The organism is Chitinolyticbacter meiyuanensis, from assembly GCF_008033135.1.
Taxonomy (GTDB): Bacteria; Pseudomonadota; Gammaproteobacteria; order Burkholderiales; family Chitinibacteraceae; genus Chitinolyticbacter; species Chitinolyticbacter meiyuanensis.
In genome coordinates this window covers 3,088,702-3,112,215 of record NZ_CP041335.1, presented here as the reverse complement: position 1 = coordinate 3,112,215, position 23,514 = coordinate 3,088,702, and the positions used below count along the sequence as shown (strand labels likewise).

23 protein-coding genes are annotated in these 23,514 nt (G+C 64.3%); 13 read left to right on the top strand and 10 right to left on the bottom strand.

Features of this window, described 5'->3' with window-relative positions; all coding sequences use genetic code 11:
• Nucleotides 1-35: 35 nt before the first annotated feature.
• Nucleotides 36-857, top strand: a complete 822-nt coding sequence (locus tag FLM21_RS14720; protein WP_148716295.1) for a CheR family methyltransferase — start codon at nucleotides 36-38, stop codon at nucleotides 855-857.
• On the opposite strand, the gene gltS is transcribed toward FLM21_RS14720, so the two are convergent.
• The 3 genes from gltS to mdtD are packed head-to-tail and all read right to left on the bottom strand — an operon-like array spanning nucleotide 854 to nucleotide 4,075.
• Nucleotides 854-2,047, bottom strand: coding sequence for a sodium/glutamate symporter (gene gltS / locus FLM21_RS14715; RefSeq protein WP_246120901.1), 1,194 nt, complete (start codon nucleotides 2,045-2,047; stop codon nucleotides 854-856). The genes FLM21_RS14720 and gltS overlap by 4 nt on opposite strands.
• A 10-nt stretch (nucleotides 2,048-2,057) precedes the next feature.
• Nucleotides 2,058-2,612: a DJ-1 family glyoxalase III gene (locus FLM21_RS21395; RefSeq protein WP_148716293.1), complete on the bottom strand. Its 555-nt coding sequence runs from the start codon at nucleotides 2,610-2,612 to the stop codon at nucleotides 2,058-2,060.
• 47 nt (nucleotides 2,613-2,659) lie between these two features.
• Nucleotides 2,660-4,075, bottom strand: a complete 1,416-nt coding sequence (gene mdtD, locus FLM21_RS14705) for a multidrug transporter subunit MdtD (protein WP_148716292.1) — start codon at nucleotides 4,073-4,075, stop codon at nucleotides 2,660-2,662.
• A gap of 121 nt (nucleotides 4,076-4,196) precedes the next feature.
• Between mdtD and FLM21_RS14700 the strand changes: the two genes are divergently transcribed.
• Nucleotides 4,197-5,153 carry an Asd/ArgC dimerization domain-containing protein gene (locus tag FLM21_RS14700; protein WP_148716291.1) on the top strand — a complete coding sequence of 319 codons (957 nt, stop codon included), beginning with the start codon at nucleotides 4,197-4,199 and terminating at the stop codon, nucleotides 5,151-5,153.
• A gap of 2 nt (nucleotides 5,154-5,155) precedes the next feature.
• Nucleotides 5,156-7,468 (top strand): Tex family protein, encoded by a 2,313-nt coding sequence (locus tag FLM21_RS14695; RefSeq protein WP_148716290.1) that lies wholly within the window; start codon nucleotides 5,156-5,158, stop codon nucleotides 7,466-7,468.
• Between the two features lie 36 nt (nucleotides 7,469-7,504).
• Here the strand turns inward: FLM21_RS14695 and FLM21_RS14690 are convergent, their stop codons facing one another.
• Nucleotides 7,505-7,816: a DUF2845 domain-containing protein gene (locus FLM21_RS14690; protein WP_148716289.1), complete on the bottom strand. Its 312-nt coding sequence runs from the start codon at nucleotides 7,814-7,816 to the stop codon at nucleotides 7,505-7,507.
• A gap of 137 nt (nucleotides 7,817-7,953) precedes the next feature.
• Between FLM21_RS14690 and FLM21_RS14685 the strand changes: the two genes are divergently transcribed.
• Nucleotides 7,954-8,469, top strand: coding sequence for a C40 family peptidase (locus tag FLM21_RS14685; protein WP_148716288.1), 516 nt, complete (start codon nucleotides 7,954-7,956; stop codon nucleotides 8,467-8,469).
• A gap of 20 nt (nucleotides 8,470-8,489) precedes the next feature.
• Here FLM21_RS14685 and FLM21_RS14680 read toward each other — a convergent pair whose 3' ends face one another.
• Complete coding sequence (locus FLM21_RS14680) at nucleotides 8,490-8,975, bottom strand: flagella synthesis protein FlgN (RefSeq protein WP_148716287.1); 486 nt, start codon at nucleotides 8,973-8,975, stop codon at nucleotides 8,490-8,492.
• Entirely contained in the window at nucleotides 8,968-9,255 is a 288-nt protein-coding gene (gene flgM, locus FLM21_RS14675) for a flagellar biosynthesis anti-sigma factor FlgM (RefSeq protein ID WP_148716286.1), read from the bottom strand. The genes FLM21_RS14680 and flgM overlap by 8 nt, the downstream gene beginning before the upstream one ends.
• A 215-nt stretch (nucleotides 9,256-9,470) precedes the next feature.
• On the opposite strand from flgM, the gene fliW reads away from it, so the two are divergent.
• The 3 genes from fliW to tilS all read left to right on the top strand — a co-directional run bounded on the left by fliW (nucleotide 9,471) and on the right by tilS (nucleotide 12,273).
• Nucleotides 9,471-9,890: a flagellar assembly protein FliW gene (fliW, locus tag FLM21_RS14670; RefSeq protein ID WP_148716285.1), complete on the top strand. Its 420-nt coding sequence runs from the start codon at nucleotides 9,471-9,473 to the stop codon at nucleotides 9,888-9,890.
• Nucleotides 9,891-10,007: 117 nt separating this feature from the next.
• Nucleotides 10,008-10,976, top strand: coding sequence for an acetyl-CoA carboxylase carboxyltransferase subunit alpha (locus FLM21_RS14665; RefSeq protein WP_148716284.1), 969 nt, complete (start codon nucleotides 10,008-10,010; stop codon nucleotides 10,974-10,976).
• Nucleotides 10,945-12,273, top strand: coding sequence for a tRNA lysidine(34) synthetase TilS (gene tilS / locus FLM21_RS14660; RefSeq protein ID WP_148716283.1), 1,329 nt, complete (start codon nucleotides 10,945-10,947; stop codon nucleotides 12,271-12,273). Before FLM21_RS14665 ends, tilS begins: the two co-directional genes overlap by 32 nt.
• Nucleotides 12,274-12,281: 8 nt before the next feature.
• Here the strand turns inward: tilS and FLM21_RS14655 are convergent, their stop codons facing one another.
• From FLM21_RS14655 to FLM21_RS14645, 3 genes are all read right to left on the bottom strand, one after another.
• A complete protein-coding gene (locus tag FLM21_RS14655) occupies nucleotides 12,282-12,758 on the bottom strand; it encodes an SRPBCC family protein (RefSeq protein WP_148716282.1) in 477 nt (158 codons plus the stop codon).
• A gap of 66 nt (nucleotides 12,759-12,824) precedes the next feature.
• Nucleotides 12,825-14,438 (bottom strand): DEAD/DEAH box helicase, encoded by a 1,614-nt coding sequence (locus FLM21_RS14650; RefSeq protein ID WP_148716281.1) that lies wholly within the window; start codon nucleotides 14,436-14,438, stop codon nucleotides 12,825-12,827.
• Between the two features lie 198 nt (nucleotides 14,439-14,636).
• On the bottom strand, nucleotides 14,637-16,145 hold the full coding sequence (locus tag FLM21_RS14645) for a M48 family metalloprotease (protein ID WP_148716280.1): 1,509 nt from the start codon (nucleotides 16,143-16,145) through the stop codon (nucleotides 14,637-14,639).
• Nucleotides 16,146-16,308: 163 nt separating this feature from the next.
• Here FLM21_RS14645 and FLM21_RS14640 point away from each other — a divergent pair, with 163 nt between their 5' ends.
• From FLM21_RS14640 to FLM21_RS14630, 3 genes are all read left to right on the top strand, one after another.
• Complete coding sequence (locus tag FLM21_RS14640) at nucleotides 16,309-16,719, top strand: DUF4124 domain-containing protein (protein WP_148716279.1); 411 nt, start codon at nucleotides 16,309-16,311, stop codon at nucleotides 16,717-16,719.
• A gap of 88 nt (nucleotides 16,720-16,807) precedes the next feature.
• On the top strand, nucleotides 16,808-17,434 hold the full coding sequence (gene upp / locus FLM21_RS14635) for a uracil phosphoribosyltransferase (RefSeq protein WP_148716278.1): 627 nt from the start codon (nucleotides 16,808-16,810) through the stop codon (nucleotides 17,432-17,434).
• A 164-nt stretch (nucleotides 17,435-17,598) separates the two neighbouring features.
• A complete protein-coding gene (locus FLM21_RS14630; RefSeq protein ID WP_148716277.1) occupies nucleotides 17,599-18,840 on the top strand; it encodes a uracil-xanthine permease family protein in 1,242 nt (413 codons plus the stop codon).
• 56 nt (nucleotides 18,841-18,896) lie between these two features.
• Here FLM21_RS14630 and FLM21_RS14625 read toward each other — a convergent pair whose 3' ends face one another.
• On the bottom strand, nucleotides 18,897-19,478 hold the full coding sequence (locus FLM21_RS14625; RefSeq protein ID WP_187359920.1) for a Yip1 family protein: 582 nt from the start codon (nucleotides 19,476-19,478) through the stop codon (nucleotides 18,897-18,899).
• A gap of 146 nt (nucleotides 19,479-19,624) precedes the next feature.
• Here FLM21_RS14625 and FLM21_RS14620 point away from each other — a divergent pair, with 146 nt between their 5' ends.
• The 3 genes from FLM21_RS14620 (at nucleotide 19,625) to FLM21_RS14610 (ending at nucleotide 23,507) form a co-directional block, all read left to right on the top strand.
• Complete coding sequence (locus FLM21_RS14620) at nucleotides 19,625-21,328, top strand: glutamine--tRNA ligase/YqeY domain fusion protein (protein ID WP_148716275.1); 1,704 nt, start codon at nucleotides 19,625-19,627, stop codon at nucleotides 21,326-21,328.
• Nucleotides 21,325-21,735 (top strand): hypothetical protein, encoded by a 411-nt coding sequence (locus tag FLM21_RS14615; protein WP_148716274.1) that lies wholly within the window; start codon nucleotides 21,325-21,327, stop codon nucleotides 21,733-21,735. Before FLM21_RS14620 ends, FLM21_RS14615 begins: the two co-directional genes overlap by 4 nt.
• Nucleotides 21,736-21,800: 65 nt before the next feature.
• On the top strand, nucleotides 21,801-23,507 hold the full coding sequence (locus FLM21_RS14610) for an ABC transporter ATP-binding protein/permease (protein WP_148716273.1): 1,707 nt from the start codon (nucleotides 21,801-21,803) through the stop codon (nucleotides 23,505-23,507).
• Nucleotides 23,508-23,514 lie beyond the last annotated feature (7 nt).

The following is a 23,514-nucleotide window of genomic DNA, read 5'->3' as shown; positions in this document are numbered from 1 at the left end:
CGTCTATGCTGTAAGCCTACCTTCGAGGCCCACTCATGCTCACACCGTCCTCCCGCGAATTCCAATTCACCGAGCAGGATTTCGAGAAGATCCGCAAGAAGATCTACGACTACGCCGGCATTGCGCTGTCGCCGACCAAGCATGACATGGTGTACGGGCGCCTCGCCAAGCGGCTGCGGGCGCTGAACTTGCGGACCTTCAACGAATACCTGCAGGTACTGGAGCGCGGTGATCAGCGCGAGTTCGAGCTCTTCACCAATTCACTCACCACCAACCTCACCTCGTTCTTTCGCGAATCGCATCACTTCCCCATCCTGTTGGACCTGCTGAAGGCCAATCGCGGCGCTGGCACGCTCAACTTGTGGTGCTCGGCATCGAGCACCGGTGAGGAGCCATACAGCATGGCGATCACCGCTTGCGAGGCCTTCGATACGCTGCGACCGCCAGTGCGCATCATCGCCACCGACCTCGATACCAATGTGCTCGACGTGGCCAAGCAAGGCATCTACAGCGGCGACGAGGTGCAGAAACTCGACCCGATCCGGGTACGGCGCTTCTTCGACAAGCAGCCGGACGGCCGCTACCAAATGAAGCAGGAGCTGCGTGACATGATCGCCTTTCGCCGGCTGAACCTGGTGGAAGCGAGCTGGAGCCTGCGCGGCCCGCTCGATGGCATTTTCTGCCGCAACGTGATGATCTACTTCGACAAGCCGACCCAGCTGAAAATCCTGCAGCGCTTCGCCCCGCTGCTGAAGCCGGAGGGGCTGCTGTTCGTGGGGCACTCGGAGAATCTCTACCACGCGGCCGAGCACTTCAAGCTGCGCGGAAAGACGGTGTACGAGCTGGCGAAGCGCTAGCCCACCACCGCCAGGAACAGCTTGATCACCAGCGCATTGACGATATCGATGAAGAAGGCGCCGACGATGGGCACCAGCATGAAGGCTAGATGCGAAGGGCCGAAGTGCTCGGTGATGGCCTGCATGTTGGCGATTGCCGTTGGCGTGGCGCCAAGGCCGAAGCCGCAGTGGCCGGCGGCGAGCACGGCAGCGTCGTAATTGCTGCCCATCGCACGGAAAGTGATCCAGATCGCGTAGCTGGCCATTGCCGCAGTCTGGGCGGTGAGCAGCACCAGCATCGGCAGCGCCAGTTCGGCCAGTTCCCACAGGCGCAGCGACATCAGTGCCATGGCGAGGAATAGCGACAGCGCGACATTGCCGAGCACCGAGACCGCCCGGTCGAACACCGCATACCAGCCCAATGCCTGCAGCCCGTTGCGCAGCAGCACGCCGACGAACAGCACGCAGACGAAGGCAGGCAGCTCCAGCGGCGAGCCATGCAGCAGCCGGGCCAGGGCGCTACCCGCCGACAGGCTGACGGCGATCAGCGCCAGCGTTTCGATCATGGCGGGCGCGGTGATCAACCGCACCGCGTCGGGTTGCTCGAACCCGGTCGGCGCCTCCTCGGCAGTAAGCGCGGCTTCGGCGCCGCGGCTGCGTTTGACGAGGTAGCGGGCTACCGGCCCGCCGATCAGGCCGCCTAGGACCAGGCCGAAGGTGGCGCAGGCCAGCGCCAGCTCGGTGGCGCTGGCGATGCCATAACGTTCGCTGAATACGGTGCCCCAGGCGGCGCCGGTGCCATGCCCGCCGGACAGCGTGATCGAGCCCGCGAGCAGCCCGATCAGTGGATCCAGCCCCAACGCGGTGGCCAGCGCGACACCGAGTGCGTTCTGCATCAGCAAGAGGCCGACCACCACCGCGAGAAACACGCCAAGTGCCCGGCCGCCCTGCGCCAGCAGTGCCAGATTGGCCGAGAGCCCGATGGTGGCGAAGAAGGCCAGCATCAGCGTGTTCTGCATGCCGGTATCGAACTCGACGGCCACGCCGCTCCACTGCCGCAGTGCCAGCAAGGCCAGCGCGACGATCAACCCGCCTGCCACTGGCTCTGGAATGCTGTAGGCGCGCAGCGGTGGCGTGGCGGCGACCAGCCGCCGTCCCAGCAGCAGCACCAGCGAGGCGGCGACAAAGGTGGCGTAGGCGTCGAGTTTCAGCGTGGCCCCCTTACAGGTAGAGCATATCGCGGCCGACCTGCGTGGCCTTGTCCTCGCCGACCAGCTGGCGAGCGAGTTCGAGCGCGAACAGGCCGGCCGTGGCGGGGCCGCGGCTGGTGGTGATTGCGCCATCCTTGACCACATTGTAGGCGGTGACGATGGCACCGCCTTCGGTCAGCTGCGGCTCGCAACCGGGGAAACAGGTCGCGTGCACTTCGTTCAGGATGCCGGCCTTCGCGAGCACCATGGGCGCGGCGCAGATCGCGGCCACCGGTTTGTCGGAGAAACGGAACTGGCCCAGTGCATCGATCAGCGGCTGGCTCTTGAGCATGTACTGGGTGCCGGGGCCGCCGCCGGGCAGGATGGCGGCGTCGACGACCTTGTCCACCGTCTTGGAGAACGGCAGGTCGGCCTGGACCACGATGTCGTGCGCGCCCTTGACTGCGAGCTCCTCGGTCAGCGAGACCAGTTGCACGGTGACACCGGCGCGGCGCAGCACGTCGGCGATGGTGACGGCTTCGACTTCCTCGAAGCCGGGGGCGAGATAGACGTAAACCTGGGGCATGTACGGATTCCTTTCGAAGGGCGGCGCGTGGGCGCACGTTATGGTATTCAGCTTTCATCCACGGTGACGGGCTGATGGTGATCGCCTTCACCGGGTGCGAGCTGCAGGAAGATCAGTGCGGCGAGCATGGAGAGCACGCCGACACAAATATAGGTGGCCTGGAATGCGCCGAGAACCTTGTCCGGGTTCGGTGCGATGCCGTGGTCGCTGAATCCGGCGAGCAACGCCGCCGCGGCGGCGACGCCCAGACTCATCGACAGCTGCATGATCACCGAGAGCAGGCTGTTGCCGCTGCTGGCGGTATCGGGCCCAAGATCGCCCAGCGTCAGGGTGTTCATCGCGGTGAATTGCAACGAATTGATCACGCCGAACACCGACAGCTGTGCAATCAGCAGCCACGCCGGGGTCTGGTGGCCGATCAGCTCGAAGCTGGAGATCATCACGCCCAGCAGCAGCGTGTTGCCGACCAGTACCCGACGATAGCCGACGTGCCGTACCAGCGGCTCGACCATGGCCTTGGACAGCATGGCACCGAGCACGGTGGGCACCATGAATAGCCCCGCCTTGGTTGGCGCGAATCCCAGGCCCACCTGCAGGAACAGTGGCGTCATGAATGGCATGGCGCCGCTGCCCAATCGGGCGAACAGATTGCCGAGCGCGCCCACCGCATAGGTGCGGATCTTGAAGAGCTGCATGGCAAATAGCGGAGTCGGCACGCGCACCGCATGCAGCCAGTAGCCGGCCATGGCGGCGAGCCCGGCGAACAACAGCACCATCGAGGTGGCGAGCGGCAGCGCGTGTTCACCCAAGCCTTGCAGCGACAGCGACACCAGCACCATGCCGGCACCGAACAGCACGAAGCCGCGCCAGTCGAAGCGCTGGCGCTCCTGTTCCTGCAGCGCGGGCATGTAGCGGGCGGTGGCGAAGCAACCGACGATGCCGACCGGCAGGTTGATCAGGAACACCCAGTGCCAACTGGCTACCTCGACCAGCCAGCCGCCCAGAGTTGGGCCGACCAGTGGGCCAACAAGGCCGGGGATGGTGACGAAGGACAGCGCGCGCAGCAGCTGCTCCTTGGGAAAGGCCTTGAGGATGGCGAGCCGCCCCACCGGCAGCAACAGCGCGCCGCCCATGCCCTGTACCACGCGTGCCGCCACCAGTTGGCCCAGCGATTGCGAGGCCGCGCACAGCAGCGAGCCGACGCTGAACAGCACGATGGCGCCCATGAACACCCGGCGTGTGCCGAGGCGGTCGGCCAGCCAGCCCGAGGCCGGGATCAGCAGCGCCACGGTAAGCATGTAGGCGATGATGACCGACTGCATGCGCAGGGGGCTCTCGTTGAGCCCACGGGCCATGGCTGGCAGTGCGGTGTTGAGGATGGTGGAGTCGAGGGTCTGCATGAAGAAGCCGATGGCAACAAGCCAGGGCAGCATGCGGCGGGTACGGTCGTCGAGCTCGATCATGGGCAGGCACAGGTTCGGGCAGGTGGCTTGATTGTAGTGCGGCCTATCCTCGGCAACATCCTTTACAATTGCGCCATCCCAGGGTGCCGATCGCGCCCTGTTCGCATTTTGGAGTTGCCCTATGTCCGCTTTGAACCTCGCCCTCTTGGGCGGCGACACCGCGCTCGCGCAAGCGCTGCTTGATGTGATCGCCGACAGCCCCCTGCGCCTGCCCGCCTTCTACCCGCTCACGCTGTCCGAGGAGCCCGGCCTGATCGAGTTCCGTGGCGATGACTATCCCGAGCTGGAGGTCGACGGCTACGACTGGACATTGGCGCCGGTGCTGGTCAATTGCGTGCCTGGCGCGGGCGAGGTGCTGAAGTCGGCCGCCGAGGCTGGCGTGCTGGTGATCGATCTGACCGGCGCGGTGCCGCCGGGCGGCAAACTGGCGCGTGGCCAGGTGCTGTCCCTGCCGGATCCCTTCGCCCAGCAATTGGCCAGCGTGATCGCGCCATTGGCCGAACTGGGCACGGTAGTCAGCGTTGCCGCCACCGGCATGCTGGCGGTCTCGACCGAAGGCCAGGCCGGCGTCGACGAGCTCTCGGGCCAGACCCGCGCGCTGTTCGCCCAGAGCGAGCATCCCAGCGCGCTCTACGCCAAGCGCATCGCCTACAACCTGCTGGGCGGCCACGGCACGCCGGACGACGCCGGGATCACACCGGAAGAGCATGCTGCGCGGGCGCTGCTGAAGAAGCAGCTGCCGGGCGATTGCGCGATTGATGTCACCTGCCTGCGCACGCCGCATTTCTTTGGCCATGGTGCCAGCGTATCGCTGCGCTTCGCCGCGCCCATCGAGGCCGATGCGGTTGTTGCCGCGCTCAAGGCTGCCGAGCGGGTGTTCCTGCTGCAGGTGGCGGGTGAAGCCGGCATGGCGGCCAGCCAGGACGCCGTCGGTGGCGACAAGGTCTGGGTGAGCCGGCTGCGTTTCGCCGAAGATGGCCGAGGTGCAACGCTGTGGAGCGTGGCGGACAACACCCGCCTGCCAGCGCTCGCCGTGCTGCAGTTGCTGACGCTGATCGCCGCCAAGCAAGGACACTGAGCATGCTGCCCGCCATTTCCCAACGCATCGCGACCGAGATCGGCGCGAGCGCGGCGCAGGTGACCGCCGCCGTCACGCTGCTCGACGAAGGCGCCACCGTGCCTTTCATCGCCCGCTACCGCAAGGAAGTGACCGGCGGTCTCGACGATACCCAGCTGCGTAACCTGGAAGAGCGGCTGCGTTACCTGCGTGAGCTGGAAGAGCGCCGCGCTTCGGTGATCGCCAGCGTTGACGAGCAAGGCAAGCTCACGCCCGAACTGCGTGCCGAATTCCTTTCCGCTGACAACAAGCAGCGGCTGGAAGATCTTTACCTGCCGTACAAGCAAAAGCGCCGCACCCGCGCCCAGATCGCCCGCGAAGCCGGCTTGCAGCCGCTGGCCGACGCGCTGCTCGCTGATCCGCGCCTGGTGCCTGAGGAGGCCGCCGCTGCTTATCTGAATGAGCAGGTGGCCGACACCAAGGCCGCACTCGACGGCGCCCGCGCCATCCTGATGGAGCAGTTCGGCGAGGATGCCGAATTGATCGGTAGCCTGCGCGATCATCTGGGCAAGCAAGGGGTGGTCAAGACCACCGTGGTCGAGGGCAAGGCCGAGGAGGGCGCCAAGTTCTCCGACTACTTCGATTACGACGAGCCGCTCTCCGAGATGCCGTCGCATCGTGCGCTGGCAGTATTGCGCGGTCGCAACGAAGGCGTGCTCAATCTGGCGCTGCTGCTGCCGGACGAGCTGGACCCCGCCACCAAACCCACTGGCCCCAATGTATGCGAGCTGAAGATAGCCAAGCGCTTCGGTATCGAGAACCAAGGCCGGCCGGCCGACAAGTGGCTGGCCGATACCGTGCGCCTGGCGTGGCGCGCCAAGATCTTCCTCAGCCTGGAAACCGAGCTCGTCACCGGCGTGCGCGAGCGCGCCGAACTCGACGCAATCAAGGTGTTCGCGTCCAACCTCAAGGACCTGCTGCTGGCCGCGCCGGCCGGTCCACGTGCCACCATGGGTCTCGACCCTGGCCTGCGTACCGGCGTGAAGGTGGCGGTGGTCGATGCCACCGGCAAGCTGGTGGATACCGCCACCATTTACCCGCATGAGCCGCGCAATGATTGGGATCGTTCCATCGCCGTGCTGGCGGCGCTTGCTGCCCGGCACCAGGTCGAACTGATCGCCATCGGCAACGGCACCGCCAGCCGTGAGACCGACAAGCTCGCCGCCGAGCTGATGAAGAAATATGCCGAGCTCAAGCTGACCAAGCTGGTGGTGTCCGAGGCCGGTGCATCGGTGTATTCAGCGTCCGAGCTCGCCGCGCGCGAATTCCCCGAGCTCGATGTCAGCCTGCGTGGCGCCGTGTCGATTGCACGCCGGCTGCAGGATCCGCTGGCCGAGCTGGTGAAGATCGAGCCCAAGGCCATTGGCGTGGGCCAGTACCAGCACGACGTGAACCAGGGCGAGCTGGCGCGCTCGCTCGACGCGGTGGTCGAGGATTGTGTGAACGCCGTCGGCGTTGATCTCAACACGGCATCGGCCGCGCTGCTGGCGCGTGTTTCCGGCCTGACCGCGACACTGGCCAACAACATCGTGCAATACCGCGATGCCAATGGTGCCTTCGCCGATCGCAAGGCGCTGCTCAAGGTACCGCGCCTGGGCGACAAGACCTTCGAGCTGGCTGCAGGCTTTCTGCGGGTAATGAACGGCAGCAACCCGCTCGATGCCTCCAGCGTGCACCCGGAGGCCTATCCGGTGGTCGAGAAGATCATTGCCAAGGTACAGCGGGACGTGAAGGCGCTGATTGGCGATGCCGGCTTCCTGAAGCAGCTGAAGCCCGCCGATTTCACCGATGAGCGCTTTGGCGTGCCGACGGTGAAGGACATCCTCGCCGAGCTGGAAAAGCCCGGCCGCGACCCGCGTCCCGAGTTCAAGACCGCGAGCTTTGCCGAGGGTGTCGAGGATTTGAAGGACCTGCGCCCGGACATGGTGCTCGAAGGCGTGGTCACCAACGTGACCAACTTTGGCGCCTTCGTCGATATCGGGGTGCACCAGGACGGCCTGGTCCATATCTCGGCGCTGTCCAACCGCTTCGTGAAGGACCCGCGCGAGGTGGTGAAGGCGGGCGACGTGGTCAAGGTCAAGGTGTTGGAAGTGGACATCAAGCGCCGCCGCGTGGCGCTGACCATGCGCCTGACCGACAGCGCACGTGAGCATGCCGGCAGCGGCGATACGGCCCGTGTGCCAGCCAACCGCAACCAGCAAAAAGCCGTGGCGCGCCAGCCGGAGCAGCAGGGCGCCATGGCGGCCGCGCTGGCCAGCCTCAAGCTCAAGCGCTGAGTGGGTGGGAGCGGGCTTGTCCCGCTCCACCATCGGCTAGTAGTCGTAGTCGATGCGCTTGAGCTCGCCATCCTCGAAACGAAGCCGTGCAGCAAACTGGTTGCTGCCGCGATCATAGCTCCAGCGCTGGACCTCGATGCTACCCACCTGATCAGTCTCGCCTCGGCGATTGGTGGCGAAGACCGGCTCGATGCTGGTGCTGCGCGTCTGTGGCGCGCCGCAGCGCTCGAGCACGCGGCTGGTGCTGTCACCAACCTGCACCAGCAGGTTGCCGCAGCGCAGGTTGTCGTCGGCCAAGGCGGGCATTGCGCACACGGCAATTAGCAGCGCGAATTGCTTGATGTTCATGAAGGGCTCCTGAAAGACACGCCATCATCAACGATGCAGCGCCATTCCGGTTGGCACCGATTGTCGATTTTTGCGCCTTCGTTCAAGCTTGCTTCGCATTGGCCGATGTTGAACACAAGGCCACACACGGAGACCGCATGCTCGATCGCACCCTTTGCCTGACCGCCGCGTTGCTGCTTGCCGCATGCTCGTCCGCGCCGACGCGGACTGCCAAGCCTTCCCGGCCCAGCCAGCCGACGCCATCGATCAGCCAGATCGCCGTGGATTCGGCACAGCGCCAGGAGGTGTTGCTGTATGCGCTGGGGCTATTGGATGTCGGCTATCAGTTTGGTGGCAAGAACCCGGAAGCCGGGCTCGATTGCAGTGGCATGGTGCGCTTCATCTACCAGAATGCCGTCGGGCTCAGCCTGCCGCACAATGCCGCGCAGATCGCACAGCTGGCGCGACCGGTGGCGCGTGGCGATCTGGCAGCGGGTGACCTGGTGTTCTTCAACACGCTGGGTCGGCCGTTCTCGCACGTCGGGGTTTATATCGGCGATGGGCGTTTTGTCCACGCGCCATCGAGCGGCGGCAAGGTCAAGGTGGAAACGCTGGAAAAACGCTACTTTGCCGATCGATTCGAAGGGGGCCGCACGCTGTTCGCGGCCAAGTAGGCGATTCGTTTGAACAGGCCCTAGGCCTTGTCGAAGGCGGAGCCACCGCCAAGCGGCCGGATACGGCCATCCTCGCCATAGAGCTGCGGCGTTTCACGGGTTTGCGACAGTTCGGCAATCAGGCGGTCGTTGAGATTACGGCGAGTTTCGATCAGCCGGCCGTTACTGGCATTGCGCACCCGGGCCGCCTGACTCAGCCTGCGGATGCGTTGCCATTGCGCCGCGATATCGGCATCGAAACCGGCCAGCGCTTCATCCAGCAGGTGCGCAGGGGTGAGAGGCATGCCGGCGTAGTCGGCAAAGGCGCGAAACGCTTGGAAGCGGGCTTCGAGCTGGCTGCTGGCGGTGAGTTTGTCCTGGGCGATCTGCGCCAGGGTATCGATGCGGGCGTGGGTGAGAACCTGCTCTTCCTGCTCGAGCAAGGCATTGAAGCGATCGAGTGCCTGTTCGAGGTCTTCCAGCAAGGCCGCCAGCTGCGGGCGGCCCGGCACTGCGGCATCAATCACGCAGCAGTTCCTCGACGCTGGCGATCAGCTTGTCGGCGATGGCTTGCGGGCGCACCTGGAAGCGGCCTTCGGCGATGGCTTGGCGGATCGATTCGACCCGGGCTGCATCGAAGGTGCTGACACCTTCCTCGCCCTGGCCCATCTGCGCGGCCAGCGGATTCAGCGTCACGTTGTCGCTGGGCACACTGGCGGCTGGCGTGCCGGCCGGGGTAACGGTGCGTTCGCCGCTGCGCGGGGCGGGAGCCAGGGTGTTCTTGCCGGTGGACGGATCGATCTTCATGGGGACTACCTCTGGACGACGGCTGCAGTCCGACGTCTTTGAATAACGGGATTATGCCTAGTATCGGCTGACCCGGCGAAAACTTTAACGAATCAGCGTTTTATCAGTTCAGGCTAATGCAGTTGCCCCTGTCGCGCTTTGGCACGGCCGGTCCTTTCGCTATCCTGTGGGTATTCTAATGCACGGCCTCGTGGCCGGCGAGCCAAGGAGAAAGCATGCAAACCGTTCCGACCCGCTTTGGCGAACTCCAGATCGACCCCGATACCGTTCTGACTTTTCCACGCGGCCTGCCCGGCTTCGAAGGCTGCCAGCGCTACAAGCTGCTGCACGAGGACAAGCCCGATCCCAAGGTGCTGTGGCTGCAATCGCTCGATGAACCCGATCTGGTGCTGAGCGTGGTATCGAGCGAATTGCTCGGGCTCAACTACCAGATCCAGCTGTCCGACGACGAATGCGCGCAGATCGATCTGCAACCGGGCGACGAGGTGACGTTGCTGCTGATCCTGGCGCGCCCCGAGGCCGATGGCGACATCCGTGCCAATACCGTCTCACCGCTGGTGCTGAATGCCCGCTCACGGCTGGGGCTGCAGAAGGTCGGCCTGCAGGCCGACATCGTGTTCCGCAACCCGGCCTGAAGCCATGCTGCCGCTCACGGTGCCCGGCTTGGGCACCCTCGGGCCTTGCTGTATGATTCGCAGATTTTTCGCCGCAGGCTCGCGGCCGGACAGCGCCGTCGGGCGGGGAAACAAGGCATGAAGACCACTTTTCTGGATTTCGAGCAGCCCATTGCGGAGCTCGAGGACAAGATCGAAGAACTGCGCTTCGTCCAGGACGATTCGGCCGTCGATATCTCGGTCGAGATCGGTCACCTGGAAAAGAAAAGCCAGGAGCTGACCAAGAGCATCTACGGCAAGCTCACCGCCGCGCAGATCTCGCAGGTGGCACGCCATCCGCAACGGCCGTATACGCTCGACTACATCAAGGCGCTGTGCACCGATTTCGAAGAGCTGCACGGTGATCGTGCCTATGCCGATGATCCGGCCATCGTCGGTGGCCTGGCCCGTTTCAACGGGCAGAGCGTGGTGGTGATCGGCCACCAGAAGGGGCGGGATACCAAGGATCGCCAGTATCGCAATTTCGGCATGCCGCGCCCCGAGGGGTATCGCAAGGCGCTGCGCCTGATGAAGCTGGCCGAGAAATTCAACCTGCCGGTGCTCACTTTCATCGATACGCCGGGTGCCTATCCCGGCATCGGTGCCGAGGAGCGCGGCCAATCCGAGGCGATCGGCCGCAACCTCTTTGAAATGGCCAAGCTGCGTGTGCCCATTGTCGCCACCGTGATCGGCGAAGGTGGCTCGGGCGGGGCGCTCGCCATTGCCGTGGCCGATACCGTGATGATGCTGCAGTACTCGACCTATTCGGTGATCTCGCCCGAAGGCTGCGCCTCCATCCTGTGGAAGACCGCCGAGAAGGCGCCCGATGCCGCCGAGGCCATGGGCATTACCGCGTCGCGCTTGAAGACGCTGGGCCTGATCGACAAGGTGATCAACGAGCCGGTTGGCGGCGCGCATCGCAATCACGCGCAGATGATGGCCTCGATGAAGAAGGCCATTACCGATGCACTCAAGCCCTTGCAGGAAAAATCGGTCGACGAGCTACTCGATAGCCGCTTCGAGCGCCTGATGGGCCATGGCAAGTTCAAGGAAGTTGCCGCAGCCTGATCTGGCCCACCGGGTGGCCGCCGTCCTGGCGGGCCATCCGCACTGCCGGCGCCTCTGCGTCGGCCTCTCCGGCGGGCTCGATTCCGTCGTCCTGCTGCACCTTCTGGCCTCGCTGCGCGACGCGTTCGGTTTTTCCCTGTCTGCTTTGCATGTCCATCACGGTCTCTCCGCCAAGGCTGATGACTGGGCGCGCTTTGCCGTCGACTTTGCCGGCTCGCTCGCTGTGCCGTGCACGGTACGGCGGGTGACGGTGGATGCAGCGGGGGTCGGTATTGAAGCGGGCGCGCGCGCTGCGCGCTATGCCGAGTTCGCCGCGGTGGTGGCTGATGCGGTGGTGCTGGCCCAGCATCGCGATGATCAGGCCGAAACCGTGCTGTTCAATGTCGTGCGTGGCGCGGGTCTTGCCGGTATTGCGGCTATGCCGATATTGCGGTCGTTGCAGCCAGGGCTCGATCTGCTGCGTCCCTTGCTCGATGTGCCGCGTGCCGTGCTGGCGGCGTACGCCGCAGTGCATGTGCTGGATTGGGTCGACGACGATAGCAATGCCGATCCGGCTTACGACCGCAATTATCTGCGCCTTGTCGCCATGCCGGTGCTGCGCCAGCGTTTCCCGGGAGTCGACGAAGGCCTGGCGCGGGCGGCCCGCCATGCCGCCGAAGCCGAGGCGCTGCTCGGCGAGTATGGCCGGCAGGATGTCGCGGCTTGCCTGAATGAAGCGGGTGGACTGGATCTGCATCGTGCGGCGCTGTTGGGCGAACTGCGGGCACGCCATGCGCTGCGCAGCTGGTTGCAGCAGCTCGGTGCCCGGCCGGACAAGCGGGCGTTCGATGCGCTCTGGCAGCAGCGCGGCACCGAGTCGCTGTGCTGGCACTGGCACGGCCTTATGCTGCGCAGCTATCGGGGTGCGTTGTATGTGGCGCCGGACGGCGTGCCAGCTGCGGCGATGCAGTCCTGCCCATTCCTGCCCTTGCAGAAGGTTCCACTTGAAGGGGGCGTGCTGCGCTGGCAGCGGGGCTGGGGCTTGCGTGAGTCGTTGTTGGTGCAGGGTGGGCTCGAACTCAGGCCGCGTAGCGGCGGCGAACGCCTGCGCGCGCGACCGGGCGGGCCGAGCCGAGCGCTCAAGCAGCTTTGCCAGGAGGCAGGGCTGCCGCCGTGGCTACGCACCCAGACACCGCTGCTTTATCTGAACGGTGAGCTTGCCGCGCTACCCGGCGTGGCGGTGGCCGCCGAGTTGGCGGAGGAGGGCGGCTGGTGGCCGATGTGGCAAGCTGTGCCAGCCGGCCCGAACGGCGGTTGATGTGTAGCTCAGTGCAGCTGACCTTGCTGGAACAGCTCGCGGATGCGACGGATCGCGTCGATGTCGGCCTCGCGATACGCTGATTTCACGTATTCGGCGTAGTAGCCGTCTTCCCGATCGCTCATCGCCTGCTCGGGCAGGGCGGTGTCGTAAGCGAAGCGCACGAACAGCGAACCACTTTCCGGCTCTTCGATGGTGACGGTCAGGCTGCTTGCGCCGTGGTGCTCGCTGGCCTGGGTGGCGAAATGGATGCGTTTGCGCGGTATGAGCGTGACGTGATCGACCACGCGCAACGTACCGAAATCGACCTCCCGCTCGAAGTAGCCGTCGCCCTCGTTGTGTACCGTCACGCCTTCAATGTGCTCCAGGAAATCCTGCGGCTGGCGGGCGCGATGCAGCAGGCCCTGCCAGAGGGCTTCGAGCGTCATCGGGACGGCCACCGTGTCGTTCAGGTCGTTGATCTGGATGATGTGTTCGTAGCGCACGATGGCTCCTGGTCAACGAACGCGCCCGGTTCGAAGACCGGGCGCAGGTTACCGGTCAATCCGGTTTCAGTGGTGGCGACCGCCGCTGCGGCGCGGCGGTGCACCGAACAGCGCTGCAACCGGGGTGTTTTCGTTGCTGCTGGGCTGGCGCTCGTCCCACACCGAGCTGTCCTGCTGGCGCGGCGCCACATTCCCCTTGGACTGTTGCTGGTTCGGGTTTTGGCCGGCACGGCGTTGCTTGCCTTGTTGCTGACCTTGGCCTTGACCTTGTCCCTGGCGTTGCTGCCGGTTGCCTTGGCCCTGCGGCTGACCTTGGCCCTGGCGCTGCTTCTGCCCTTGCTTCTGGCCCTGTCCTTGGCCTTGACCTTGACCCTGGCGACGCTGACCGTCCTGCTGGCCTTGCTTCTGACCTTGGCCTTGGCCGCCGCCCTGGCGTGCTTCACCTTGCGGACGCGGTTGGCCTTGACCTTGACGCTGGCCGCGACCGCCCTGGCGCTGGGCGCCACCGCCGCTGCGGCCGTTCTGGATCGGCTCGGGCTTGACGGTGAGGTCGGGCTCGAAGCCCTCGACCGTGACGCGCGGCAGTTCGCGTTTGATCAGCCTCTCGATGTCGGTGAGCAGCTTGAATTCGTCGACGCAGACCAGCGAGATCGCCTCGCCCTCGGCGCCGGCGCGGCCGGTGCGGCCGATGCGGTGCACGTAATCCTCGGAGACGTTAGGCAGCTCGTAGTTCACCACGTGCGGCAGCTCGTCGATGTCGATGCCGCGCGCAGCGATGTCGGTGGCCACCAGCACCTGCAGCGTGCCGGCCTTGAACTCGGACAGCGCGCGGGTGCGAGCGCCCTGGCTCTTGTTGCCGTGGATCGCCAGCGACGGGATGTCGTCCTTGGCCAACTGCTCGGCCAGACGGTTGGCACCGTGCTTGGTGCGCGTGAACACCAGCACCTGGAACCAGCTGTGTTCCTTGATCAGATGCGCCAGCAGCTGGCGCTTCTTGTCGCGGTCGACCAGGTAGATCTTCTGCGCGATGGTCTCGGCGGTGGCGTTGCGGCGTGCCACTTCGATCAGCGCGGGATTGTCGAGCAGGCGATCGGCCAGCTCCTTGATCTCGTCGGAGAAGGTGGCGGAGAACAGCAGGTTCTGCCGTTTTTCCGGCAGCAGGGCCAGCACCTTCTTGATGTCATGGATAAAGCCCATGTCCAGCATGCGGTCGGCTTCGTCCAGCACCAGGATTTCGATGGCGGAGAGATCGATGGTGCCTTGCGACACGTGATCGAGCAGGCGTCCGGGCGTGGCGACGAGGATATCGACCCGTTTTTTCAGCTTCTCGATCTGCGGATTGATCGACACGCCGCCGAACATCACCATCGATTTGAGTTTGACGTGCTTGCCGTAGTTGCGCACGCTTTCCTCGACCTGCGCGGCGAGCTCGCGCGTCGGTGTCAGGATCAGTGCGCGGATCTTCGGTTCGCCTTCACGAGGATGCTCGGAGAGACGCTGCAGCAGCGGCAGGGTAAAGCCAGCAGTCTTGCCGGTGCCGGTCTGCGCGCCGGCCATCAGGTCGCCGCCGCCAAGAATGGCGGGGATGGCCTGCATCTGGATAGGTGTGGGTTCGGTGTATCCGAGTTCGGTGACGGCGCGGACCAGCGCCTCGCTCAAGCCGAGAGAAGAAAAGGACATAAATATTCCGTCTGGATGGCCGCGTGCCTGATAGCAGGCGCCAGTCTGGCGACCATCGATGTTTGAATTACGGACTGGAAACGTAGGTTTGCGATCTCATGGCCGCCCTGGTCGGGGCTGGGCCATTGCTTCGGATCGCGGTGTTTGCTGCCGCATTATACGGCACCGGCGGCGATGCGCCAGTGCCGTGCGCAACGTTCAGGCTGCGTCCACCCAGCCGTGGTAGTGGCCGAGGCGAGCCCACAATGCGTCGACGTCGTGGCGACGGCCGCGCTTGACGAGGTAGCGCTCGCAATAGCCCATGCCCTCGTCGACGCTCTGCTGGTCCTGCTTCATTGCCTCTTCCAGCATGTCAAGACCGCGCTCCTCGCCCGCTTCGAGCAGCAGACGGCCCTGAAGGAAACGTGCCTTGAGGTGCTCGGGCTGGCGCGTCAGCACCCGCTCTACCAGCGGCCGGGCCTCGGCACTGCCGTGTCGGGCGTGCGTGAGCTCGGCCAGACGCCACAACTGATGGTTTTCCAGCGTGTCGGGACTGATCAGGCGCAGTGTGGCGAGTTCGCTGTCCTCCTGGCGGGCAGTGCGGAAGCGCGCCTGCCAGTGCTGGCGGTTGAGCGCCAGCCATTCGCGGTCGAATTCGGCGACCAGCTTGCCCAGGGTGACACCCAGCCACTTTTCCCCGGCGCTCTGGCGCGGCCAGGCCGTGGGCCGGGCTTCCTGCGAGAGCTGCGCCAGCCGCTGGCTCAGGCCCGGATCGGGGTCGTCGTATTCAGGTTTGCGCGCCAGTGCTTCCTTCAGCCAGCGGCTGCTGCGCCAGATGCGTTCTCCCTGGCGATAGCCTTCGGCCAGGCCGGCGTACGGCCCGCAGGGCGGATCGGCGCGATGGTCGGCTTGGCGCCAGTAGGCTGGCCAGTAGTGTTCGTCATGGAAGCGGCCAAACAGCGTGAGCTTGGTGAGTGCGCTGGCGGTGGCATGGCTGCCGATCACGGCGGCGGCGCGCTCGGTGGCGCGCGCTTCCTGCTCGCGGGCGAAGGTCAGCGCGTAGGCCTGGAAATGCGGGATGTACCACAGGTAGAAGCGGGCGACGAATTCGCCGAGCACACCATTCTCTTGCTGCAGGTTGCTGTAGAGCTGGTTCCACAATCGGCGAAGCCGGCATACCCAGATGGCAAACCGGCCTTGGCGGGCACAGAAGCGCCCGTGCTCCATGGTGAGCATGGCGGCGAGTTCGCTGGACGAGAGCGACAGCAGCAGCGGCAGGCCGATCACGATGTAGTGGCGGTAGCCGCCGAACGGGCCGAAGCGGGCTTGCTCCACCAGCGCGGCGCGGTAGGCATCGTCGACGATCACGGCAGCGGGTGCTGGCGCACCGGTCTTGCGGCGAATTTTGTCCAGCGTGCGGAACAGCTCGGGTGCCTCATTGGCGGTGATGGTGCGTCCGGACGGCGGTTCAGTCTGCTGGCTGAGGCAGCCCAGCACCACATAGAAGCCGCCGAGCATGAAGGCGAGACCGGACACCGCCATCACGACGCGGCTCTCCAGCGCGCCCATGATCAGCACCGTGAATCCCACCAGCAGCAAGCCGGCCACCGTGGCGTAGCCGGCCGCCGCCACCATCGCGGTGCGGGTACGATACAGCGTGGGGCGCGCGTGGGCATCGTTCTCCAACGCGGCGACGCGTTGCGGATCAAGCAGCGGCAGTGGGCTCATCTCTCTTCTCGCAGGGGGAACTGACCGCGCGGCGCCGCTGGTCTGCGGTGCTCGCGCAATACGAGTCAGCCTTGTTTGTAAGCAATGCTAGGGTGAGGACTACGGCGCGCTCAAACCGGGCGAACGGAAGGTGGGATATGCGGTCTGTGCGGTGGAGGTGAGCATGAAGATGCATGTGTTGCTGGCTTTTTTGCTGGTGCTGCCAACTACAGCCGCGGCCGAGGTCTACAAATGCCGCGGCAGCGATGGGGCGGTGGTCTACTCGGATGCGCCGTGTGGCGGGACTCGGCTCGAGTTCAAGCCAGGCAGCGTATCGGAGGTGGAAGGGCTGCGCCCCACGCCGACGCCACCGGCCAGCATGCGTATCCTTCCGACGCCCACCCCGACGCCAGCGCCCGCTCCTGTGATCGAGCCTGACGATCCAAAGGTCGATCCCGACCTGCCGATGACGGAGAACTGCAGCGTCGACAATCCGGACCGTGATCCGGAGTTTTGCCGGCCATCCAATCTCAACAATGTCTATGGTGACCCGGATCGCAAGCCGCGCATCCGGCCGCGCCCGCGTCCGCATTGATGGATTGCGTTTACTGATTTTCGCCAATGGCGCGATGTCGGGCGATGACTAGAATGCGAGGGTTTAGCCTCATTCCAGAGATCGCCCCATGACTGTCACCGTCGTCGACCACCCGTTGGTCCAGCACAAGCTCGCCTTGCTGCGCGAAGCCGATATCAGCACCAACAAGTTCCGCCTGCTGACCGAGGAGCTGGCACGCCTGCTGGCCTATGAGGCCACCCGCGATCTGGCGCTGGAAAACAAGACCATCACCGGCTGGTGTGGGCCGGTTGCAGTGCAGAAGATCAAGGGCAAGAAGCTGACTGTGGTGCCCATCCTGCGCGCGGGGCTCGGCATGCTCAATGGCGTGCTCGATCTGGTGCCATCGGCCAAGATCAGCGTGGTGGGCTTGGCTCGCAACCACGAAACACTGCAGCCCGAGCCCTATTTCGAGAAGTTCGTCGACCGGCTCGACGACCGGCTGGCGCTGATCATCGATCCGATGCTGGCCACCGGCGGCTCGATGGTGGCGACCATTGATATGCTCAAGCGCAAGGGCTGTCAGCAGATCAAGGCCATCGTGATGGTGGCCGCGCCGGAAGGCGTGCAGCGCGTGACCGAAGCGCATCCGAATGTGCAGCTCTATACCGCGTCGCTCGATAGCCATCTGAACGAGCACGGTTACATCATTCCAGGGTTGGGGGACGCCGGCGACAAGATCTTCGGCACCAAATAAAGGTCCGGGCTGCGCGTGGCCATGGCGGCGTCGTGCGCTGCTCGCCCTTCCTCATGGACCGCATGTCCATTGCGGAGGGCTGCGCTGCTGCTCCTTGCCCTGACCGCACTCGCGCCGGCCTTGATTGACGCGCACCTGAGCAAATTCACAAAAGGGGAGTTGAGATGTTCGGAATCGTGAAGCAGGCGATCTCGGGGGCGCAGATCCTGTTCGTCGCCTTCGGTGCCTTGGTGCTGGTGCCCTTGCTCACCGGGCTGAATCCGGCGATGGCGCTGCTGGGGGCGGGGGTGGGCACGCTGATCTTCCAGTGGCTGACAGGGCGGCAGGTGCCGATCTTTCTCGGCTCGTCGTTTGCCTTCATCGGTCCCATCATCGTTGCCATGCAGACTTGGGGCCAGGGCGCGACGCAGTTCGGCCTGCTGGTGGCCGGCGCCATGTATTTCGTCGTGGCTGGCCTCATCAAATGGCGCGGCATGGCGCTGATCAACAAGCTATTGCCGCCGGTGGTGATCGGGCCGGTGATCATGGTGATCGGCCTGTCGGTGGCCGTGGCGGCGTCGGGCATGGCGATGGGGCAGGGCGGCGGCAAGCAGCTGGTGCCGTACGAAACTTCCTTGCTGCTAGCAGCCATTTCGCTGGCCACCACCATCATCGTGGCGGTGTTCGCCGGCGGCATGCTGCGGCTCGTGCCTATCCTGTGCGGTGTGATCGCGGGCTACCTCGCGGCAGCGGTGCTGGGCGTGGTTGATGTCAGCGGTGTGGCGACAGCGCCGTGGTTCGCCTTCCCGCATTGGGTGTCGCCGGAAGTGAACTGGGCCGCGGCGCTGTTCATGCTGCCGGTGGCGATTGCGCCGACCATCGAGCACATCGGCGCGGTGATGGCCGTGGGCAAGGTCACCGGCCAGGACTATACGGTCAAGCCAGGCCTGCATCGCACGTTGTCTGGTGATGGGGTGGGCGTATGTTTTGCCGGCTTCGTCGGCGGCCCGCCGATCACCACCTATTCCGAAGTGACTGGCGCGCTAATGATCACCCGCAATTTCAACGCGGTGATCATGAGCTGGGCGGCGGTGCTGGCGGTGATCCTGGCTTTCTTCGGCAAGTTCAACGCCATCCTCACCTCGATTCCGCTGCCGGTCATGGGGGGCATCATGGTGCTGCTGTTCGGCACCATCGCCAGCATCGGCCTCAAGACGTTGATCGACGCCAAGGTGGACCTGATGGCCCCGCGCAACCTGGTGATCGTCTCCGTGGTGCTCACCTGCGGCATCGGCGGATTGACGCTGAAGCTGGGCGATTTCAGCCTCGCTGGTGTTGGCCTCGTCAGCATCCTTGCCATCTTGCTCAATCTGATCCTGCCGCCCGCGCGGGCGCACGACGGCATCCCGGAAGGACAGGACCTCTGATCCGGGAATACGGCGGCAGTGAAAAAGGCGACCCTGGGTCGCCTTTTTCGTTCGGGCTATTTGCCGTCGCCTGCCAGCATCAGCAGCAGGATCAGCATGCTGAGCACGGCCCAGGCACCGACGCCGAACCACATCACCAGATAGGTGGTATCGCGCAGCTCTTCCTTGTCGTGCTCGCCGACCATGGTCGGCAGGCCGTGGTAGACCAGCGCGCACGCGGCGATCAGGCCCAGCACCGCGCAGGCGATGTTGAACGGCAGGCTCGGTACGAACAGCGTCAGCGACGACAGCCACATCGGCACTGCGGCGATGGCGGCCAACAGCGTGCTGCCGTCGTAGTCGCCTTCGCCCATGTGGCGCTCTGTCAACTGGTGGACGATCCAGCCCATCAGCGTCACCGTGCCGAGCTCGGCAGCGAGGAACACGGCCGCTATTAGCAACCAGCCGGTGACGGACAGCGCAGGCGCATACAGCGCGCCGTTGGCGAAGCCTGCGTAGAGGATCATCAGCGCCGGTAGCAGCGAGAGCGGCAGGACCAGGCGGTAGAACACGGATTGGCGATCGGGGTGGGCCGCCCTCAGCTCGTCCCAGCCCTGGTGGTAGGACGTGAACAGGTGGCCATAGTCAGCGAGTTTCATCGTGCACCTCCTCGAAGCCCGAATGGGCTGACCGTTTGGAGTAGGCGGTGCTGTCGTTGATTCATTCCGCATGACAGGCGGCGGCGCCCAAGCGGGCAGGCCTTTCCGCTACAATCGCGCTTTGGCTTTCCATCCCTCATTCACGCATGGCAAAGAACCCTTCCGCTGAACACGCTCCGGTCGTGTCCAACTTCATTCGCACCATCATCGATGGCGATCTCGCCTCGGGCAAACGCAGTGGCGTCGTCACCCGTTTTCCGCCCGAGCCCAATGGCTACCTGCATGTGGGCCATGCCAAGTCGATCTGCCTCAACTTCGGCATCGCGCTCGACTACCAGGGGCGTTGCAACCTGCGCATGGACGACACCAACCCGGAGAAGGAAGAAGACGAGTACGCCGCCGCCATCGAGGCTGATGTGCGCTGGCTGGGTTTCGACTGGGACGGCGCGGTACGCCATGCCTCCGATTACTTCCAGCAGCTCTACGACTATGCCGAAGAGCTGATCAGCGCCGGCAAGGCCTTTGTCTGCGAGCTGAATGCCGAGGAAATGCGCGACTATCGTGGCGACTTCGCCAAGCCGGGTCGCAACAGCCCGTATCGTGATCGCACGGTGGCCGAGAACCTGGATCTGTTCCGCCGGATGAAGGCCGGCGAGTTCCCGGACGGCAGCAAGACGCTGCGCCTGAAGATCGACATGGGCTCGCCCAACCTGAACCTGCGCGATCCGGTGATCTACCGCATCAAGCGCGCACACCACATCAAGACGGGCGATAGCTGGTGCATTTACCCGATGTATGACTACACCCACTGCATCTCGGATGCGCTGGAAGGCATCACCCACAGCCTGTGCACGCTGGAATTCGAGGATCACCGCCCGTTGTACGACTGGGTGCTCGACAACATCAGCCTGGGGCAACACCCGCAGCAGATCGAATTCTCGCGGCTGGAAACGCTGTACGTCGTTACGTCCAAGCGCAAGCTGAAGCAGTTGGTCGATGAACAACTGGTCAGTAGCTGGGACGACCCGCGCATGCCCACCATCAGCGGCATGCGCCGCCGTGGTTACAGCCCGGAGGGCATTCGCCTGTTTGCCGAGCGGGCCGGGGTGTCGAAGACGCCGAACGTGGTCGATTTCTCGTCGCTGGAAGGCGCGGTGCGCGAAACGCTGGAAGAAGCCAGCCCGCGCGTGATCGCGGTGCTTGATCCGATCAAGGTCACGCTGACCAACTTCGAGCCAGGCGTGACCAGTTCGCGCAGCGCGCCGTTCCACCCGCATCACCCGGAATTCGGCGAGCGCGAAGTGCCGATTGCGCCGGCGATCTACATCGAGCGCGAAGATTTCGCCGAAGTACCGCCGCCGGGCTGGCAGCGGCTGACGCCGGGGGGCGAGGTGCGGCTGCGCTACTCCTACGTGATCAAGTGCGACGAGGTGGTGAAGGATGCCGCCGGCAACGTAGTCGAGCTCAAGTGCTCGCTCGATCCGGCGACGCTGGGCCAGAACCCGGTCGGCCGCAAGGTCAAGGGCGTGATCCACTGGATCTCGGCCGAGCACGCGATCGAGGCCGAGGTGCGGCTGTATGACCGCCTGTTCACCGTGGCGCGCCCGGATGCGGTGCGGGGCGAGGACGGTGAATACGTCGATTTCAAGCAGTTCATCAATGCTGAATCGCTGAAGACCATCACTGCATTCGTCGAACCCTGCGTAAAGGACGCCAAGCCGGAGGCGCGCTATCAGTTCGAGCGCCTTGGCTACTTCGTCACCGACCGTTTCGATCATCAGCCGGGTGCCAAGCCGGTGTTCAACCGAACCGTCACGCTCAAGGATTCTTGGGCCAAGGAACAAGCATGAAGCGTATCGTCCTCGCATTGACCGTAGCCATGCTCCCGCTGCTGGCGCACGCCGAGGATGCATCGGCGCCCGCAGCGGTGAAGCCGGCGCGGCAAGTGATCCACCGCGGCGAAATCGGCCAGACCCCGGTGGAAGCGGCGTTCCGCTACCTGAAGGACCGCATCGCCGATGAGCGTGGCATCGCCAACTACCAACAGCTGCGAATTGCCCAGCAATCGAAGGGCGAGGATGTGCAGCACGTGAAGCTGGAGATCGAGACGCGCGGCTTGCTGGACGATGCCATTGCCGCGCAGCGCTTCAAGTTCGCGCTGTCGTTTGAGGGTGAAGTCTGGGTGGTCGACAGCGCCAGCCAGGACTGGCAATGCCGCCGCGGCGGCAAGGGCTGGACACAGAAGCCTTGCAAGTAAGCCGCGTACGATGGCGATAAAACGCAACGGGCGACTTGATCGCCCGTTGTCCTAAAGGGGGGCGCATGGACGAAGCACAAGATATCAGCAAGCGCGAGCTGTTCCACAATTTCTGGCGGCTAGCCAAGCCGTTCTGGGTGTCGGAAGAAAAGTGGCGGGCATGGTCGCTGCTGGCCGCGGTGATCGGGTTGAGCCTGGGCATCGTGTTCATGAACGTCCAGTTCAATGCTTGGTACAACGTGTTCTACAACACGCTGCAAAACCTCGACGCCAAGGGCTTTTGGCAGTCCATCGTCAAGTTCACATGGCTGGCGCTGATCTATATCGTCATCGCGGTTTATGCCAATTATCTGCAGCAGTTGCTACAGATACGCTGGCGCCGCTGGATGACCGAGCACTTCACCCAGCGTTGGCTCGACAAGCAAGGTTACTACCGTTTGCAGCTGACCGATCACGAGACCGACAACCCGGACCAGCGGATTGCCGAGGACGTGGATCAATTCGTGAGCCTGACGTTAGGGCTATCGCTGGGTCTGTTGCGCTCCTTCGTCACCTTTGTTTCTTTTGTATCCATCCTCTGGGCGTTGTCCGGACCGTTCAGTTTCGTATTGGCCGGACGCACTTGGGAAATCCCCGGCTATATGCTATGGGTCGCGCTGATTTATGCCGCGATCGGTACCGGGATCTCGATTTGGATCGGCAAGCCGTTGGTTGGCCTCAATTTCGAACAACAACGGCGCGAGGCCAATTTTCGTTTTGCGCTGATCCGCGTACGTGAGAATGCCGAGTCGATTGCTTTGTATGAAGGCGAGCCGCAGGAGGCTGCCACGCTGAAGACGCGCTTTCTTCGAGTGCTTGAAAACGCCTTGGCGCTCATCGGCAGGCAAAAGCGTCTGTCGTGGTTTACCAATTTCTGGGGCCAGCTCGCGATCATTTTTCCCATGCTGGTGGGAGCTCCCCGTCTGTTTGCCAAGGAAATCCAGCTCGGCGGCCTGATGCAGATCGTCAATGCCTTTGGCAAGGTATACGACTCGCTCGAATTCGTGATTGCCAGCTTTAATTCGCTGGCGGTCTGGAAGGCCGTGATCGATCGCTTATCGTTGTTTGAACGCGGTTTGGGCCAAGTGGCTGTACTTCCAGTGATTGAGCCGGTCGAAGTGGCGCGGGAGTTCGCCGCGAATGAGCTTGTCGTGCGTAAACCGAACGGCACGGTGTTGTTGGAAGGCCTCTCAATCAAGCTCCAGCAAGGAGACCGGCTACTGGTTCAGGGCTTGTCCGGCACAGGAAAAAGCACGCTGCTACGAACACTGGCCGGTATCTGGCCCTATGCGGATGGCCAGACTGCGTACCCTGCAGACGCTCTGTTCCTGTCGCAGCGGCCGTATATGCCGCTCGGCAGTTTACGAGAGCTGCTGTGCTATCCCCGCGAAGTCGATACCGACGATGCCACGCTGGCCCGGCTGCTTGAGCAAGTCCATTTGCCGCATCTCGTGGGCCGACTCGCAGATATAGACAGCTGGTCACATATCCTTAGCCTTGGAGAGCAGCAGCGCATTGCGTTGGCCCGGACTCTGTTGCAGCGGCCGCTTGTGCTGGTGCTGGACGAGGCAACGTCGTCCATCGATGAACCGACAGAATCTGCGCTGTATCAGACCTTGATCGATACGCTGCCCAACACCATCCTGATCAGCGTCGGCCACCGCTCATCGCTACGCCAGTTCCATACCCGTTTCCTCGATTGCCTGGGCGACGGCCGTTGGGCGCTGGCCTGAACTTGCC

Coding starts and splice junctions, on each gene's coding strand:
- FLM21_RS14690 (WP_148716289.1), bottom strand. CDS start 7,816: ATGAACATCAAGCAATTCGCGCTGCTAATTGCCGTGTGCGCAATGCCC.
- upp (WP_148716278.1), top strand. CDS start 16,808: ATGACTGTCACCGTCGTCGACCACCCGTTGGTCCAGCACAAGCTCGCC.
- tilS (WP_148716283.1), top strand. CDS start 10,945: ATGGCAAGTTCAAGGAAGTTGCCGCAGCCTGATCTGGCCCACCGGGTG.
- FLM21_RS14640 (WP_148716279.1), top strand. CDS start 16,309: ATGAAGATGCATGTGTTGCTGGCTTTTTTGCTGGTGCTGCCAACTACA.
- FLM21_RS14645 (WP_148716280.1), bottom strand. CDS start 16,145: ATGAGCCCACTGCCGCTGCTTGATCCGCAACGCGTCGCCGCGTTGGAG.
- fliW (WP_148716285.1), top strand. CDS start 9,471: ATGCAAACCGTTCCGACCCGCTTTGGCGAACTCCAGATCGACCCCGAT.
- FLM21_RS14665 (WP_148716284.1), top strand. CDS start 10,008: ATGAAGACCACTTTTCTGGATTTCGAGCAGCCCATTGCGGAGCTCGAG.
- FLM21_RS14650 (WP_148716281.1), bottom strand. CDS start 14,438: ATGTCCTTTTCTTCTCTCGGCTTGAGCGAGGCGCTGGTCCGCGCCGTC.
- flgM (WP_148716286.1), bottom strand. CDS start 9,255: ATGAAGATCGATCCGTCCACCGGCAAGAACACCCTGGCTCCCGCCCCG.
- FLM21_RS14615 (WP_148716274.1), top strand. CDS start 21,325: ATGAAGCGTATCGTCCTCGCATTGACCGTAGCCATGCTCCCGCTGCTG.
- FLM21_RS14625 (WP_187359920.1), bottom strand. CDS start 19,478: ATGAAACTCGCTGACTATGGCCACCTGTTCACGTCCTACCACCAGGGC.
- FLM21_RS14610 (WP_148716273.1), top strand. CDS start 21,801: ATGGACGAAGCACAAGATATCAGCAAGCGCGAGCTGTTCCACAATTTC.
- FLM21_RS14685 (WP_148716288.1), top strand. CDS start 7,954: ATGCTCGATCGCACCCTTTGCCTGACCGCCGCGTTGCTGCTTGCCGCA.
- FLM21_RS14620 (WP_148716275.1), top strand. CDS start 19,625: ATGGCAAAGAACCCTTCCGCTGAACACGCTCCGGTCGTGTCCAACTTC.
- FLM21_RS14695 (WP_148716290.1), top strand. CDS start 5,156: ATGCTGCCCGCCATTTCCCAACGCATCGCGACCGAGATCGGCGCGAGC.
- FLM21_RS14720 (WP_148716295.1), top strand. CDS start 36: ATGCTCACACCGTCCTCCCGCGAATTCCAATTCACCGAGCAGGATTTC.
- FLM21_RS14700 (WP_148716291.1), top strand. CDS start 4,197: ATGTCCGCTTTGAACCTCGCCCTCTTGGGCGGCGACACCGCGCTCGCG.
- FLM21_RS21395 (WP_148716293.1), bottom strand. CDS start 2,612: ATGCCCCAGGTTTACGTCTATCTCGCCCCCGGCTTCGAGGAAGTCGAA.
- mdtD (WP_148716292.1), bottom strand. CDS start 4,075: ATGATCGAGCTCGACGACCGTACCCGCCGCATGCTGCCCTGGCTTGTT.
- FLM21_RS14630 (WP_148716277.1), top strand. CDS start 17,599: ATGTTCGGAATCGTGAAGCAGGCGATCTCGGGGGCGCAGATCCTGTTC.